The following is a 12,796-nucleotide window of genomic DNA, read 5'->3' as shown; positions in this document are numbered from 1 at the left end:
CTATCGTGACGCGCACTTACACCCCCAAGGCTGGCGAAGTCCAGCGCGACTGGGTCGTCATCGACGCCACCGACGTCGTTCTCGGCCGCCTCGCCTCGCACGCTGCAGCGCTCCTGCGCGGCAAGCACAAGCCGACCTTCGCCAACCACATCGACACCGGCGACTTCGTCATCATCGTGAACGCCGACAAGGTCGCGCTCACCGGTCAGAAGCTCCTCCAGAAGAAGGCCTACCGCCACTCGGGCTACCCCGGCGGTCTGAAGTCGGTCACGTACTCGGAGCTCCTCGAGAAGAACCCGGTCCGCGCGGTCGAGAAGGCCATCCGCGGCATGCTCCCGAAGAACAGCCTCGGACGCGCGCAGCTGGGCAAGCTGAAGGTGTACGTCGGTGCAGAGCACCCGCACGCCGCTCAGAAGCCCCAGACGTACACCCTCGACCAGGTCGCCCAGTAAGCGCCGCAACGAATAAGGACATACTCGTGGCTGACATCCAGGACACCACCGACCTTCAGAACTACTCGACGACGACTCCGGAGACCCAGGCAGCGGAGGCGGCTCCCCGCCCCGTGCTCAGCGTCCCCGGCGCCGCTGTCGGCCGTCGCAAGCAGGCCATCGCCCGCGTGCGCCTCGTCCCGGGCTCCGGGACGATCACGGTCAACGGCCGCACGATCGAGGACTACTTCCCGAACAAGCTGCACCAGCAGCTGATCAACGACCCGTTCACGGTGCTCAACCTCGCGGGCGCCTACGACGTCATCGCCCGCATCTCCGGTGGCGGCCCCTCGGGCCAGGCCGGTGCGCTCCGCCTCGGCATCGCCCGTGCGCTGAACGGCATCGACGTCGAGAACAACCGTCCGACCCTGAAGAAGGCCGGCTTCCTCTCCCGTGACGCTCGCGTCAAGGAGCGCAAGAAAGCTGGTCTCAAGAAGGCCCGTAAGGCGCCTCAGTACTCGAAGCGTTAAGCCAGACAGTCCTTCATGGCACTGTTCGGCACGGACGGCGTGCGAGGTCTTGCCAACGGCATCCTCACCGCCGACCTGGCGCTCTCCCTGGCCCAGGCGACTGCAGTCGTCCTGGGCCAGGGCCGTTCCGCCGAGGCGCGCAAGGCGGAGGGCAAGCGGCTCACGGCCGTGGTCGCCCGCGATCCGCGCGTCTCCGGTGAGTTCCTCGCGGCCGCCGTGGCCGCGGGCCTGGCATCCTCCGGCGTCGACGTCTTCGATGCCGGTGTGATCCCCACTCCCGCTCTCGCGTTCCTCGTCGCCGACCGCGACGCCGATTTCGGTGTCATGGTCTCCGCGTCGCACAACCCGGCTCCGGACAACGGCATCAAGATCTTCGCCCGCGGAGGCGTGAAACTGCCCGACGTCGTCGAGCAGCGCATCGAAGCCGCGATGGACGGCGAGAAGCTCCTCCCCACGGGAGGATCTGTCGGTCGCATCCGCCGCTTCTCCGACGCCGAGGACCGCTACGTGGTCCACCTGCTCGGCTCGCTGCCGAACAAGCTCGACGGGCTTCACGTCGTACTCGACTGCGCGCACGGCGCGGCCTCCGGCGTCTCGCCCGAGACGTTCAGGGATGCCGGCGCGGAGGTCACCGTCATCGCGGCGGACCCCGACGGGATCAACATCAACGACGGTGTCGGTTCGACGCATCTCGACCAGCTGGCCGAGGCCGTCGTCCGCCTCGGCGCCGATCTGGGCATCGCGCACGACGGCGACGCAGACCGTTGCCTGGCCGTCGACGCGCAGGGCAACGTCATCGACGGCGACCAGATCATGGCGATCCTCGCGGTCTCCATGAAGGAGCGCGGTCATCTGACCGACGACACCCTCGTCGCGACCGTGATGAGCAACCTCGGCCTGCACGTCGCGATGCGCGAGCACGGCATCACCGTGCGGCAGACGGCTGTGGGTGACCGCTACGTGCTCGAGGACATGAACGCCGGGGGCTTCGCGCTCGGCGGTGAGCAGTCCGGTCACGTCATCATGAGCGAGTACGCCACCACGGGTGACGGGCTTCTCACGGGGCTGCACCTCGTGGCGGAGATGGCCCGCACGGGCAAGACGCTCGCCGAGCTGGCCGCCGTGATGACGGTGTATCCGCAGGTGCTCATCAACGTCCGCGGCGTCGACAAGGACCGCGTCGGAGACGATGAGGGCGTGCAGGATGCCGTGCGCGAGGTCGAGCAGGCGCTCGGCGACACCGGGCGCGTGCTGCTGCGCAAGTCCGGCACGGAGCCTCTCGTGCGCGTCATGGTCGAGGCCCCGGATGCCGAGGGCGCGAACGCCTACGCCGAGCGGCTCGCCGCCGTCGTGAAGGAACGTCTCGCGATCTGACGCAGACTGCAGAACATACAAGAACGCCCCGGTGGATTCACCGGGGCGTTCTTCGTGTCCAGAGCTGTCAGGCGGCGTCGGCCTGCTTGCGGTTGCGACGGACCGCGCTGGCGGCGGCGACGCCACCACCGGCGAGCAGGAGGGCTCCTCCGCCGACCCAGAGGGCGAGCATCGCTTCGCCGTCGGCGCCGGTTGCGGCGAGGCCGTCATCCTCACCATCGGCGGAAGCGGCACCCGTGGCCGAGACCGTGGCGGAGACGCCGACGGGGTTCGACGGCGACGTCGCGAGGATCGTGTACGAGCCCGACGCGTCGGCGGGCAGCGTGATCGAGACGGGGGCGAGCGTGCCGTCGGCGGCAGCGGTCTGCGTGCCGAGCGCGCTGGTCTCGACGGCGAACTTCACGAAACCGAGCGAAGCGCCGCTGGCGTTCTCACCCGTGAGGTAGATCGTGACCGTCTCGCCGCCTTCGAAGACGGGGGAGGAGACGGAGAACGAGAAGGTGCCGCCCGGTGCGACGGTGGAGTCGCTGACGCCGCCCGTGGTCGGCGGCGTGTAGGCCGAAGCCCCGGCAGGGACAGCGAGGAGAGCGGCTGCGACAAGTGCGGTGGTGACTGCGGCCTTGGTGAGTGTGCGCTTCATGGCGATCATCCTGACTGTGGGGGGAACTGCAGGGTGGGCCTGGAGCCCGTATGAACACGTCGGCACGCCTACAAGACGCCCTCCGGTGGGTTTACGACCGATTATTCTGGAATATCACAGCTGATCGCAAGCTGATTACCAGGATTTGCGTTAACAGTCGGTGTCGTTCGTGTGACGAGATGCTCGGTGAGAGATGTGCGCACGCGCACGTCGAGCGTCGTCGACTCTCCAGGGGCGAGAACCGGGGCCCAGGAGAGCACCTGCCGGCCGGCATCCGTCCCTCCTCCCAGATCTGGAGAGAATCCGGTGCCGGACGCCTCGGACGACTGCAGCGCCGAGCCCTCCGGAAGATAGACGTAGACGACGGTCTCGACGGAGCCGGGCGCGACGCCGTGCTTGCCGCCGCCGGTGACGTAGGAGGGCAGGGACGCCGCGTCGGCGGGTGCGTCGTTGGTGAGGGTGACCGTGAGCGCTGCCTCCTCGCCGCACCAGGCCGTCGCCGTGTCGAGGGACATGTAGTAATCCATCTTCGAGCTCGTGCCGTCGTTGGCGTAGACGCCGAAGGTCGTGGTGTCCGGGTCTTCGTCGTCGAGGGTGCCCTGGAGCGTCGTGCCGTCGAGGACGGCCTGTTCGGCGGGGTCCGCGTTCCACAGCAGCATCCGGTTCTCGGCGCCCGCGCGACCGAGGGCTGCGGCGAAGGCTGCCGGATCCACTCCGCCGGAGGCGATGCGGGCGAACACCGAGGACGTGGCTGCGGCGAAGAAGAGATCCTGCTCGGCGGGATCCTCGTAGCGGAGGTACACCTCGTTGAGCAGCAGGGAGACGGCGTTCTCGGCCGACAGCTCGTCTCCGGTGGGCAGGGCGATCGGGCCGGTGGCCTCGAGCAGATAGGAGACGGCGACGGGATCCAACGCGAGGACACCGTCGACGGTCGTCCCGGTCTCGCGCTCCCACATCGCCTGAACGATGGGGGCGTCGCGGGTGAAGTCGGGGAGTTGCGTGACGTTCTGCACGAAGGTCGCCGGCTGCTCGCCGAAGAGACGGATCTCGTCGTCGGTCAGCGGCACGACGGGCTCGTCGTAGTGCGGGAAGTCCGAGGAGGATGCCTGCGTGACGAGGCTGAGGGCCCCGTTGTGCGTGCGCACCTGGGCCAGTGCTCCCACGATGCCGCCGAGCGAGCGCCATTCGGCGTTGTTCTGGAAGACGATGACATAGTCGCGGGGGCCGTCTGCCCCGAGCATCGCGGGCAGAAGCTCTGTGGTGCGGCGCAGGGCGTCCGCCGCCGAGTAGGTCTCGTCGAGAAGAGTGGAGACCTCGTCGACCGCATCACGCAGCGGGCCGACGAGCGGAGCTTCGTCAATCGCCGCGACCGCCGAGCGGGCGGCGCCGAGCCCGTCTGCGCCCGTGGATGCCGCTGCCTCGAGGCTCGTGAAGGCCGCGGGGTCGATCGCTCCGTTCTGCGGGCGGATGCTGTCGAACGAGAACGATGCGGCGACAGAGGCGAGCGGCGTGAGCGCCTCGGATGCGAGGTCGTCGAGGGACGCGGCGACGGTGCCGACGGCTGCGAGCTGGGGGCCGACCCACGGGAGTGCCTCGCCGAGCTTCCAGATCGGATCGCTGGTGAGCGCAGACGCGGCTGATGTCTCGGAGGCGATGTCGGCGATCAGGTCGCTGGCCTCTGCAGGGTCGGCGAGGACATCCGTGGCGCCGTCGGCCGCGGCGCGGGCCGCGTCGAGGTGCTGATAAGCGAGATATCCGCGCACGCCGATCCAGGCGGCGGCCGCGACCGCGGCGGTGAGGATACCGCCGAGAAACCACGCCGTGATCCGGCCGGCGCGGCGTCGTCGTCGTGCGGCGGGGCTCTGGGAGGTCACAGAGTCACGATAGCCGCGACCGGCGACAGCGGCCGATCACGGGCGTCCCATGCCGAAGTACGTCCACCCCGCCGCGCGCCAGGCAGCGGCATCCAGGCAGTTGCGTCCGTCGACGATGACCCGGCCCTCGGTGAGTGTCGCCGCATGCTCGGGAGACAGCTCGCGCCGGTACTCGTCCCATTCGGTGACGATGATGACGGCATCCGCGCCGCGGAGCGCTTCATCGCGACCGTGCACGTAGGCGAGCTGGGGATGCTGACGGCGAGCGTTCTCGATCGCCTCCGGGTCCGTCACGGTCACCTCGGCGCCGAGGCCTCGAAGACGCACGGCCACGTCGAGGGCGGGGGAATCGCGCACGTCGTCGCTGTACGGCTTGAAGGCCGCTCCGAGGACGGTGACGCGCTTTCCGACGATGTCGCCCTCGAAGGCATCGACGACGAGCGTCACGGCGCGCTCGCGGCGGCGGAGGTTGATCGCGTCGATCTCGCGGAGGAAGCCGACCGATTCACCGCGTCCGAGCTCCTCGGCGCGAGCTGCGAAGGCGCGGATGTCCTTGGGGAGGCATCCGCCGCCGAAGCCGATGCCGGCACCGAGGAAGCGCCGACCGATGCGGACGTCATGACCGAGCGCGTCGGCGAGCTGGGTCACGTCCGCGCCGACGGTCTCGGCGATCTCGGCCATCGCATTGATGAACGAGATCTTCGTGGCGAGGAAGGCGTTGGCCGATACCTTGACGAGTTCGGCGGTGGCGAGGTCGGTGACGATGAAGGGCGTGCCCTTGGCCACGGCGGGGTGGTACACCTGGCGGAGGATCCCCGCGGCGCGTTCGCCCTCGCTCGCTGAGCCTGTCGAAGCGCCTTCCGTGCGTGTTCCCTCGCTCGCTGAGCTTGCTTCCTCGCTCGCTGAGCTTGTCGAAGCGCCCGGAACTCCGACGACGAGCCGGTCCGGGTCGATCGTGTCCTTCACCGCCCAGCCCTCGCGCAGGAACTCCGGGTTCCAGACGAGGGTCGCGCCTGCGGAGGTGACGAGCGGGGCGAGTGATGCGGCAGTGCCCACCGGAACGGTGGACTTGCCCGCGACGATGTCGCCGGGGGAGAGGTGCGGTACGAGGGCCTCGAACGCGGCGTTAACGTACGTGAGGTCGGCCGCGTAGCCATCGCGCTGCTGAGGGGTGCCCACCCCGACAAAGTGGATCGCGGCACCGCGCGCCTCTGAGATGTCTGTCGTGAAGCGCAGGCGCCCTGAGGCGATGCCCTCGGAGAGGATCTCAGGCAGCCCCGGCTCGAAGAAGGGCGCGTCGCCGGCCGAGAGAGCGGCGATCTTGCGCTCATCCACATCGATGCCGACGACGTCGTGACCGATGGACGCCATCGCCGCCGCGTGGACGGCGCCGAGGTATCCGCAACCGATGACGGAGAGTTTCATGGGGGAGCTCCTTGTGGGGGAAGGGGGCACTACCTAGATAGCAGACTCTCGTTACGCTCCTGGTTCGCTGCCGCGTGTTCGGCGTCGCGAACAGCCGCGAGAGCGGCGCACTAAGCTGTCTCGCGTGACAGATGCACTCGCGCGTGGAGCGCGGGGGGCCGGGATCACGATCGCGGGGCAGGCTCTCAAAGTCGGGATCCAGTTCGCATCCGTCATCGTCGTCTCGCGCCTCCTCTCCCCGGACGATATCGGCTTGATCGCGATGGTCGCCGTCTTCGTGTCATTCGGTGAGATGCTTCGAGATCTCGGCATGACGACTGTTGGGCTTCAGCGCAAGGACCTCGGAGAGCAACAAGCTTCCAACCTGTTCTGGATCAACACCGGGCTCGGTCTGCTCACAGGCGCCGCTCTCGCGGCCTGCGCCGGGCTGATCGTCGCTCTCTACGGAGACGAGCGACTGTGGTGGGTTGCGCCGGCCCTCGCGCCAGCGCTTCTTCTCAACGGGATGACGGCACAGCTTCGGGTCAATCTGGCCAGGCGGATGAAGTACACCGCACTCGTCGGAGCGGATGTCGTCCCTCAGCTGATCAACCTCGTTGCCACAATTCTGTTTGCGCTCCTGGGATTCGAGTACTGGTCGATCGTGATCGGGACGGTGTCGAGCGCGCTGGCCGCGTTGATCATCGCCTGGGGTGCGGCACGCTGGCGTCCGCTCCGCCCTCGGCGAGACCACGAATCGAAGCAACTCGTGAGTGATGGTGCCGCTTTCGGACTGGCCACCTTTCTGACCTTTCTCGCCCAGAACGTTGACACGGTTGTCATCGGAATGCGGTGGGGGTCTGCGGACGTCGGCTTGTACTCGCGGTCCTATCAGCTGCTCTCGCTGCCGGTCGGGCGGCTCATGGGGCCGCTGACGCAGGTCGTGGTGCCGACGACGAACGCCGCCACGAAAGAGGGTCGTGGCGTCGATGAAGTCCTGTTGCGGCTTCAGTTCGGGCTTGGACTCCTGGTCGTCGGGGTCTTCGCCCTCGCGGGCGGTGGGGCGCAATGGCTCATCCCGATGCTTCTCGGACCGGAATGGGTCGGGGCAGTCCCCCTCTTCCAGGCGATGTCTGTCGGAGGCTTCTTCTGGGTGCTCTCGTTCGTGAGCTACTGGAGATTCATCCTCGACAACAAGGGTCTGCAACTCGCCTTTTACAACCTCGTCACGAAGATGCTCACCGTCGTCGCGATCATCGTGGCATCTCTCTTCAGCATCCAGGCTGTCGCCTGGTCGGTTGCGATCGCGCTCGCCGTGAGCTGGCCCATCAATCTGATATGGCTGAGGAGGATAAGCGGACAGCCCATCTGGCCCTATCTCCGGAACGGATTGGGGCTTGTCGTACCGGCCTCCATCGTCCTCGTCCTCTGCGCGTGGGGCACAGAGCACGTTGTTTCCAATGGGTGGGCGGCGCTGGGGATGCTCGCCGCTGGACTCCTCGTCTTCGTCGCGCTCGTCATGGCGGTGCCTGGCCAGTGGCGGATGACGCGTGGAGCGATCACTCTAGCGGGACGGTTGCGGAGACGAACGTTTTGACCTCGATCCCGCGGCCTCTTCGGTGCACACGCGCTCGCTACGATATGACCATGTCCTCCCCGCTGACGGAGTTATTCGAACGTGTCCTCGATCCGCGGCTTTCAGTCAACAGCGGTGTCTACAGCGCGATCGATCCCAGAATCGGCCTCGAACTCAGCGAAACAGGCGAGTACCAGTACGTCGGTATCGACGCCGAGTACGATGGCCCGGCCGATTTGCTGCTCGCGGTGTCGGCTTTCGGTGGCGTGAGCCCGGACGAGGACACGCTGGGTGCGGCGCTTTACGGGCACCAGGCCGATGTCAACCATGATCCGGTCGTCGGCTATCACCTCAGCGCATACGCGGGATGGTCGTTGGACGACGGGCTTCGTGCCTCATCGAGCTCTGGTGGTATCGCCACAGCCGTGCTGCTCGAACTCATGCGTGCGGGTGAGATCGATGCCGTGATCCATATGCGCCCGGGAGGACCATATGGGGCGCTATTCTCCTACCAGATCTCGCGTTCTGAAGAGGAGATTCGTGCCGGTTCAAAAACGCGGTACTACCCGGGCGAACTGGGTGCTGCTCTTCGGGGAGCCATGGCAACGCCTGGGAAATATGCTGTCGTCGGAATACCCAGCTTCATCTACGAGATCCGCCTACTTCAACGAGTCGATCCGTACTTTCGTGAGGCGATCGCATTTACCGTCGGTCTCATCTGCGGTCACCAAAAGAGCGCGGCCTACGCCTCGGCAATGGGCTGGCGCGCCGGCATTGATCCGGCGCACCTCGCATCCGTGGACTTCCGTGCCAAGGACTTGAACCGACCGGCCAGTCGATATGCCACTGATTTCACAGTTCGAGCGGACGATGGTGACCGCGCGTTGACAGCCTCGCTCTGGGACGCACCGGAGGCCGACTGGGGCTTGGGATACTTCAAGACGAACTTTTCGGATTTCACCGAGGACGTATTCAACGAGACTGCTGATATCGTCCTCGGTGACGCATGGCTGCCCAAATACGTCGATGATCCACGGGGGACCAATGTCGTCCTCATCCGAGATGCACGGGTCGGTGAGGTGCTCCTCCGCGCACGGACAGCGGGAGCTGTCCACCTGGAGCCGATCGGGATCGCTGATCTGCTTCAGTCCCAGAGGGCGCTCGTTCGCCAGAACGTCGAAGAGATCGGAATGAGGTTCGCCCTTCTGCGCAGCCGGGGCGAGTACGTTCCGCGCCTTCGGAGGAGCGCCATGGGCCATCTGTCTTTCTCCCGCCGACTGGTGCAGCGAGCTCGCGTTGATGCCTCAAGGCTGAGTCATGATGCGTTCCGACAGGCAATTCTGGCGAATGATCACGCGGTTTTCGATCGGGTTATGCGTCCTGTACTGAGACGGTATCGGGCAGCGCAACGCCTCGACCGCATCGAGCGCAAGCTCAAGCAAGGACCCAGAGCAACATTGAATGCTGTATGGAAGCGGCTGCGGTGACCCCCGGACCCGGTGGCGAGATCGGCCGTGGTGAGGATGCGCGGCGCACGGACATTCAGTCGTCGGGACGAGGATGTTGATTTCGGTCGTCATTCCGTACGGCGGCGGCGATTCCAACATGCTGTGCGAACAAGTCGGCGCCGTCGCAGCGTCGGCGCGCGCCTCCCACGGGGCAGGTGCAACCGTGGAAGTGGTCATCTCCTGCAATCGTGAGGACGTGGTGGCACCCACACGCATGGCTCTCTCGGAGCGAGATCATCACATTCCGCTCCGCATCATTGATTCGTCGAGGTTCCCGGGGCCCTCTTTCGCGAGGAATGCAGGGGCGGCAGCGAGTTCAGGGGCGCTCGTGCTGTTCTGCGACGCCGACGACGTCGTGGACTACCAATGGATCCCGAGAATGACTCGAGCGCTCCAGAGTGCTCCGGTCGCGATCGGGCTGCTCGATTTCGCCGAGCTCAACGCCCCGTCGGACTTCTGGTGGCGGCAACGCGCGACCCCAGGCCCTGGCACGAAGTTCTCACATCTGCCGTTCGGCGTCTCCGCGAACATCGGATTCGAAAGACAGCTCTTCGAGGCTCTCGGAGGTTTCGACGTTGAGTTGACTGTCGGTGAGGATGTCGACATCTGTTGGCGTGCGCAGTATATGGGCGCCGAGCTGATCTACGTCAATGAGGCGAAAGTGCACTACAGGTTGAGGCGTCGGCCGATGGATCAACTCCGGCAAGCGTACGACTACGGGAAGGGCGACGCGATGCTCATGCGGAGACATCGACCGCACGGTGCGGAGCGATCTGTCGGCGAGGGGGTGCGCGCGATCGCGGCAACCGCCGTACTAAGCGCAGCTTCGTTGTTCGTCCCCCGGTATCGTTCGAAGGCTCGGTATAGAGCCGGGCATCTGGCGGGACGTGTCGTCGGGTCCGTGCGCTGCAGGACGTGGGTAGTCTGATGGGGCGGTCCGTTCGGGCGCGTGCGCCGCATGCGAAGCGAGTCCTCATCCGTACCTTGCCCCTTGGTCGAGGAAACTACGGCTGCCTCCTGCAGACCTTCGCGCTCCAGCAGACGCTGGCCGAGCTCGGCTTTCAAGCCGCAACCGATGTCTCTGAACGCATCGGACTTCTCGCGGCCGCACGGCGCGTGGCCGCTGCCACCGCGACGCGATTGCTCCGTAGGCCCGTCGGCTACCGTGAGCGTCAGAAGTTCGCTAACGCCGAATTGTGGCGGTTCATACGGAATACGCTGCGGACAGACAGCATCTTCCGCTTCGGAGGCTTCCCGCACCGACAGAAGTACCTGTCGTACGGCGCCTTCATCGCCGGGAGCGATCAGGTGTGGCGTCCGGAGTACGGAGATATCGGATCGTACCTGTTCGACTTCGTGGACGGCCCGGGGAGAAGGATCGCCTACGCGGCCTCATTCGGAACTGATCGGCCGACGGTCGACTGGAACGCGACTCGGCCTCTGATCGAGCGCTTCTATGCCGTATCGGTGCGCGAGCACTCGGGCGTGGCACTCTGCGAGCATGAATGGTCCATCGGCGCCGAACAGGTTCCCGACCCGACACTGCTCCCTGATCTCGAGGAGTACCGGCGCCTTGCCGCGACGGGTCCTCGCGTGTCGAACGGCGACTACCTGCTCACGTACGTCCTCGATCAGTCGCCGCGTATGGTGCATGGCATTCGGGCACTTCAGCATGCGCTAGGTCTTCAGGTTCACGATCTGCACCGCCAGATCCCTCGCTCAGCAGGCGACTTCCGACGCGACCCGTCGGCGTTCGTCCGTCCGTCGGTCGAGGAATGGCTCCGAGGGTTCCAGGATGCGACCGTGGTCGTGACGGACTCGTTTCATGGAACGGTCTTCGCGATCCTGTTCAATCGGCCGTTCGTGACGATTGCGAACTCGGCGCGCGGGCTGGCCAGATTCGAATCGCTACTGTCGACCTTCGGCCTGGAGCACCGTCTGGTCCTCGCGGGCGAGGACGACGATACGAGTGACGCCGTTACTGAGGCTCTCGAAACACCGATCGACTGGGACCGCGTCAATGCGCAGGTCGCTGTGGAGCGGGAGCGCGGGATCGGCTTCCTCGAGCGCGCGCTTTCTCCTGTTCTTTCCGCGCACGGCTGATCGGGATCCGTTCGAGGTCCGACGGTGGTCTTGTGCCGGTCTGACGGAAGGCCTCCCTGCGTGCCATTGCCGCGAACGTGAGTAGAAGGACCAGCGCGAGCACGCGCCCGCCGTAGCCAAAGAACCAAGCGTTCGTCACCCAGAGAGTTCCCGCGAGTACGCCTATGTACCCGGCGACGGCGACCGCGTTCCCCTTAGCCGCGCCCACATACGCGAGATGGGCGATCGCTCCTAGCGCCACAATGATGAGCATGCCCCACACGAATCCTCCAGAACCGACGATGGTCATCATCGCTGTTCCGGTGTTCGATGTCAGTCCGGACCCGATCGGGTAGAACACACCCTGGCCATCGTCCGTCGCACGTATGCCGAAGATGGGCTGGATAAGGGCGACGATCCCCCCGAATACACCAGCGCTCAGCGACGTAGCGACAGCTTGGTCGAACCACGCCGAAAAAGTAGGTATGTATCCCGCAAGCCAGAGTCGCGTCGGAGCGAAGCTCGCTTCGGAAAGACCAGCGTCGGCGCCGCTCGTACGGACAGACCTCAAGAACACCACGAGTATCAGGAGGATGATTCCCAGAGCGGCGGCGGCAGCAACAGCGCGCAGCGGTGGGCGGCGAGCACCGAGCGCGACCAGCGCCGCAACGTAGCCTGCGACGAACCAGATCACGGGCACGAGGAGATAGGAGCGCTGTGTCGTTACCGAACTCCACAACAGCGCGGTTCCGATGAGCCCGGCCGTAACGAAGTACGCTGCCCTGTTCGGGCGCCACGCGATCTTGCACCCGGCCAGCGCTGCCCCGCACTGCAGCAGCGCGAAGGTGAGATTGGACATCCAGCCGAGTGACACCTCGCCTCGGAAGATGCTCGCGGCGTTCTGCTGACCAAAGAGGAACAACTGATCGAGTGAGCGGATTGAGAAGATCGACATCCCGAGGCTGACGCTGAGTTGGCCGATGCCGACGAGGCCGGCGGCGAGCATCAGCACGAGCAACCAGGTCGGGGGAGCGTAGTTTCGGACCTGAGCGCGATCGGTGTCATCAGGGATCTTGGAGTTGAGAACGAAACCGGGAACGTTGAACAGCGCTGCCAGCGTTGCGAGTACTGAGACGGAGCCCGCCGAGTAGTCGAACCCGTACCCGAGCGTCGAGGTGGAGAAGAACAGGGCTGACCACGCCAAGTTCCACAGCGGCGCGGGAGCGAGCCAGGACCGATAACGATGCGCTGAGAGCAGCGTCAGAAGGACGAAGAGCACCGTGAAGCCGCCGAGCTCCCACCCCGTCATGTCGCCTCCCTGTCGTCCACCGTACACGCGCTGTCGGGGGTGCTCAGCGGGGCTCGATACGAGTTCGG

Annotated in this window: 11 protein-coding genes; 7 read left to right on the top strand and 4 right to left on the bottom strand. The window is 66.0% G+C overall.

Features of this window, described 5'->3' with window-relative positions; all coding sequences use genetic code 11:
• The first annotated feature begins 5 nt into the window (after positions 1-5).
• From rplM to glmM, 3 genes are read left to right on the top strand one after another with little or no spacing between them, the layout of a single operon-like run.
• Entirely contained in the window at positions 6-452 is a 447-nt protein-coding gene (gene rplM, locus ACWGJP_RS01975) for a 50S ribosomal protein L13 (RefSeq protein ID WP_452328073.1), read from the top strand.
• A 26-nt stretch (positions 453-478) separates the two neighbouring features.
• Positions 479-961, top strand: coding sequence for a 30S ribosomal protein S9 (gene rpsI, locus ACWGJP_RS01970; RefSeq protein WP_452328072.1), 483 nt, complete (start codon positions 479-481; stop codon positions 959-961).
• Positions 962-976: 15 nt separating this feature from the next.
• Entirely contained in the window at positions 977-2,335 is a 1,359-nt protein-coding gene (gene glmM / locus ACWGJP_RS01965; RefSeq protein WP_452328071.1) for a phosphoglucosamine mutase, read from the top strand.
• A gap of 67 nt (positions 2,336-2,402) precedes the next feature.
• Here the strand turns inward: glmM and ACWGJP_RS01960 are convergent, their stop codons facing one another.
• The 3 genes from ACWGJP_RS01960 to ACWGJP_RS01950 form a co-directional block, all read right to left on the bottom strand.
• Positions 2,403-2,975: a hypothetical protein gene (locus ACWGJP_RS01960; RefSeq protein ID WP_452328070.1), complete on the bottom strand. Its 573-nt coding sequence runs from the start codon at positions 2,973-2,975 to the stop codon at positions 2,403-2,405.
• 101 nt (positions 2,976-3,076) lie between these two features.
• Positions 3,077-4,849 carry a DUF4012 domain-containing protein gene (locus ACWGJP_RS01955; RefSeq protein ID WP_452328069.1) on the bottom strand — a complete coding sequence of 591 codons (1,773 nt, stop codon included), beginning with the start codon at positions 4,847-4,849 and terminating at the stop codon, positions 3,077-3,079.
• A gap of 36 nt (positions 4,850-4,885) precedes the next feature.
• Positions 4,886-6,274 (bottom strand): UDP-glucose dehydrogenase family protein, encoded by a 1,389-nt coding sequence (locus tag ACWGJP_RS01950; RefSeq protein ID WP_452328068.1) that lies wholly within the window; start codon positions 6,272-6,274, stop codon positions 4,886-4,888.
• A 124-nt stretch (positions 6,275-6,398) separates the two neighbouring features.
• Between ACWGJP_RS01950 and ACWGJP_RS01945 the strand changes: the two genes are divergently transcribed.
• The 4 genes from ACWGJP_RS01945 (at position 6,399) to ACWGJP_RS01930 (ending at position 11,440) form a co-directional block, all read left to right on the top strand.
• Entirely contained in the window at positions 6,399-7,850 is a 1,452-nt protein-coding gene (locus tag ACWGJP_RS01945) for a lipopolysaccharide biosynthesis protein (RefSeq protein WP_452328067.1), read from the top strand.
• Positions 7,851-7,900: 50 nt separating this feature from the next.
• Positions 7,901-9,316, top strand: coding sequence for a Coenzyme F420 hydrogenase/dehydrogenase, beta subunit C-terminal domain (locus tag ACWGJP_RS01940; RefSeq protein ID WP_452328066.1), 1,416 nt, complete (start codon positions 7,901-7,903; stop codon positions 9,314-9,316).
• Between the two features lie 73 nt (positions 9,317-9,389).
• Positions 9,390-10,265, top strand: a complete 876-nt coding sequence (locus ACWGJP_RS01935) for a glycosyltransferase (protein ID WP_452328065.1) — start codon at positions 9,390-9,392, stop codon at positions 10,263-10,265.
• Positions 10,265-11,440, top strand: coding sequence for a polysaccharide pyruvyl transferase family protein (locus tag ACWGJP_RS01930; protein WP_452328064.1), 1,176 nt, complete (start codon positions 10,265-10,267; stop codon positions 11,438-11,440). Before ACWGJP_RS01935 ends, ACWGJP_RS01930 begins: the two co-directional genes overlap by 1 nt.
• Here ACWGJP_RS01930 and ACWGJP_RS01925 read toward each other — a convergent pair.
• Positions 11,355-12,728, bottom strand: coding sequence for a hypothetical protein (locus tag ACWGJP_RS01925; RefSeq protein WP_452328063.1), 1,374 nt, complete (start codon positions 12,726-12,728; stop codon positions 11,355-11,357). The two genes, ACWGJP_RS01930 and ACWGJP_RS01925, sit on opposite strands and share 86 nt — an antisense overlap.
• Positions 12,729-12,796 lie beyond the last annotated feature (68 nt).

Source organism: Microbacterium sp. NPDC055903 (assembly GCF_053615555.1).
The sequence above is the reverse complement of the archived record's forward strand: the minus strand, read 5'-3'. Positions and strand labels throughout refer to the sequence as shown.

Excerpts from the sequence above, each read along its gene's own strand:
- glmM (WP_452328071.1), top strand. The coding sequence starts at position 977 with ATGGCACTGTTCGGCACGGACGGCGTGCGAGGTCTTGCCAACGGCATC.
- ACWGJP_RS01960 (WP_452328070.1), bottom strand. The coding sequence starts at position 2,975 with ATGAAGCGCACACTCACCAAGGCCGCAGTCACCACCGCACTTGTCGCA.
- ACWGJP_RS01950 (WP_452328068.1), bottom strand. The coding sequence starts at position 6,274 with ATGAAACTCTCCGTCATCGGTTGCGGATACCTCGGCGCCGTCCACGCG.
- ACWGJP_RS01940 (WP_452328066.1), top strand. The coding sequence starts at position 7,901 with ATGTCCTCCCCGCTGACGGAGTTATTCGAACGTGTCCTCGATCCGCGG.
- ACWGJP_RS01935 (WP_452328065.1), top strand. The coding sequence starts at position 9,390 with ATGTTGATTTCGGTCGTCATTCCGTACGGCGGCGGCGATTCCAACATG.
- ACWGJP_RS01930 (WP_452328064.1), top strand. The coding sequence starts at position 10,265 with ATGGGGCGGTCCGTTCGGGCGCGTGCGCCGCATGCGAAGCGAGTCCTC.
- ACWGJP_RS01925 (WP_452328063.1), bottom strand. The coding sequence starts at position 12,728 with ATGACGGGGTGGGAGCTCGGCGGCTTCACGGTGCTCTTCGTCCTTCTG.